Origin of the sequence: Rubrivirga sp. (assembly GCF_049648075.1) — a bacterium.
GTDB lineage: Bacteria > Bacteroidota > Rhodothermia > Rhodothermales > Rubricoccaceae > Rubrivirga.
This window is the reverse complement of the sequence record NZ_JBARYR010000068.1, coordinates 1-2293: the sequence shown is the minus strand read 5'-3', so window position 1 is coordinate 2293 and position 2293 is coordinate 1. Positions and strand designations below refer to the sequence as shown.

Here is a 2293-nt window from a genome sequence, read left to right as displayed (position 1 = left end):
GGTCGCCGTCGTAGCGGGAGACGTCCGGTGCTTGCTCGAGGTCGGTGGCGAGGTGGAGCCCTCGCAACTTGGTCGCGGCGGCGCGGAACGCTTTCGTGGCTTGGTGCGGGCCGGGCACGGCGTTCATCGGGACCAGGCACGTCGCGTCGACCGCCAGGACGGGGATCTCGACGCGCTCTGCGACGCGGTCCGCCTGCCACCGGGCGACGTAGGTCGGTTGGTCGTCGGTGACCAGCATCGCAGCGCGTTGGCACAGCCGGTAGACCAGTCCCTCTTCTAGTTTGTCCGGCCGGCGCACGTAGCGCACGAACCGGAGCCCGCGCGCCTCGACGCCAACCCCGAGCTCGCGGGAGGCTTCGAGGATGAAGCGGTGGAGCCGGTGCGACGCGTACGGGTAGCGGTTGTCGAGCCCGTGGTAGACGACGACCGGAAGACCGTGCTCATTGCCGGCCGCGATGGCGGCGTCGATGGCCGGGTTGTGCTCGGCACGGAGCGCCTGCTGGAGCCAGCACAGCACGTAGTCCGCGTCGGGGACAGCGTGCTTGTTCAAACGCCGCGTGCGCTGGCGGAGCAGGTCGAGGGCGTCGGGCATGGGTAGAAAGGGGTCGACCTCGAGGGTGGGGCTACTCGTCCTCGAGGCCGATCCGCTCGAGGTAGCGCGTCGCCGCCGCCTCGTGTGCCTCTAGCTTCTCCGGTGACATCCGGTCCAGGTGTCCAGTCACCAGCGACATCCGGCGGTAGGTCTCGAGCTCGTCGCGGTAGTCGCGCAGGAAGGTCCAGTAGAGCCCGTCCCACTCGGCCTCCCAGTCGCCGCGCGGGTAGTGGCTCATCTTGCGCAGGTAGTTCGACCCGCTCATGTACGGCTTGGTCGTGATGATGGGCCCGGCCGCGTGCTGGCTCATGCCGTACGTGTTCGAGACCATGACCCAGTCGTAGGCGTCGATAAACATCTCGGAAAACCAGCGGTAGACGTGGCGCGGGTGGAAGCGGCTCAGGAAGAGCGCGCCGCCCAGCACCATCAGCCGCTCGATGTGGTTGGCGTAGCCGGTCTCGAGCACGCGCGGGATCACGTCGTCGACGGGCGCGAGCCCCGTCTCGCCGGTGTACCACGCGTCGGGGATCTCGCGCTCGAACCCCCACACGTTGCCGTTCCGCATCGTCACGCCCTCGAGGTCGTAGACGGCGCGCATGTACTCGCGCCACCCGATGATCTGGCGCACGAACCCCTCGAGCGAGTTGAGCGGGATGCCGTCGGCCTCGAGGACGGCGTCCAAAACCTGGTGCGGTGTCAGCAGCCCGACGTTCAGCATCGGCGTCAGGACGCCGTGGTATAAGTGCGACCGGCCCGGCTCGATGGCGTCCTCGAAGGGGCCGAATTGTTCGAGGCGCTCCTGGACGAAGACCTCGAGCCAGCGCCCAGCGCCGTCGTGATCGGTCGGGTAGGGGAGCGGCCCGCTCGCGCCGACGTGGTCGGGGAAGTGCTCTTCGACGTACGCCTGCGCCTCGGTCGCGTACGCGTCCTGCTCCACGCTCGGCAGCGGCGGGACGGCCTCGAGGGCGGCCTTGGTCAGCTTCTTTCGGTTGTCGTGGTCGTAGCTCCACTTGCCGCCCGCCGGCTTGCCCTCGCCGTCGACCATGATGCCCAACCGCCGGCGCTGGTGCTTGTAGAAGTCGGCCATGAAGTACCGCTTTCGACCGGCGAAAAAGTCGGCGTTCTCCTGGCGCGTGTTTAGGAAGAGCGGCGTGTCCACGACCTCGAGGTCGACATCGGCCGCTGCGGCTCCGGCGTGCAGCCGCTTCTCCAGGACGAAGTCGACCGGCTCGCACAGGCGGACGGTCTCCACGTCTTCCTCGGCGAACCGCTTGAGCAAGTCCGCCGTCGAGACGCGGTCGGCCCAGGCGACGTACTCGACCTCGAGGCCGGCGTCGCGCAGGCGGTCGGCGTAGCGGCGCATCGTCGCGCGGTGCAGGACCAGGCGCAGCTTGTGGTTGCGGGCCGGGTAGCGCTCGTCGCGGAAGTAGAGGTCGTCCTCATGGAGGACGGCGCGGTCGGCGCCCTCGAAGGCGGGATGCTCGTCGAAGAGCTGGTTCGGGTAGACGAGGGCGACGGTCGACATGGGCACGGGAGGGGTCCCCCTCGGTACCGAATCCCTGCGGTCTAGGTCCGACCTCGAGGGCGAGTCCGGGCGCTCCCTACCGCGCCTCGAGGCGGACGGCAACAACGCCGATGGCGCTGTCGGGCTCGAGGACGAGCCGCCACGTGCCGCGCGCCGGATCGGCGGTGGCCCAGCGT

Annotated in this window: 2 protein-coding genes; both read right to left on the bottom strand. The window is 69.2% G+C overall.

Annotated elements, in window-relative coordinates; genetic code table 11:
- The coding region (locus WBA11_RS01990) for a deoxyribodipyrimidine photo-lyase (protein ID WP_424519053.1) at positions 1-592 on the bottom strand (592 nt) is incomplete at its 3' end.
- A gap of 31 nt (positions 593-623) precedes the next feature.
- A complete protein-coding gene (locus WBA11_RS01985; RefSeq protein ID WP_424519052.1) occupies positions 624-2117 on the bottom strand; it encodes a cryptochrome/photolyase family protein in 1494 nt (497 codons plus the stop codon).
- Positions 2118-2293 lie beyond the last annotated feature (176 nt).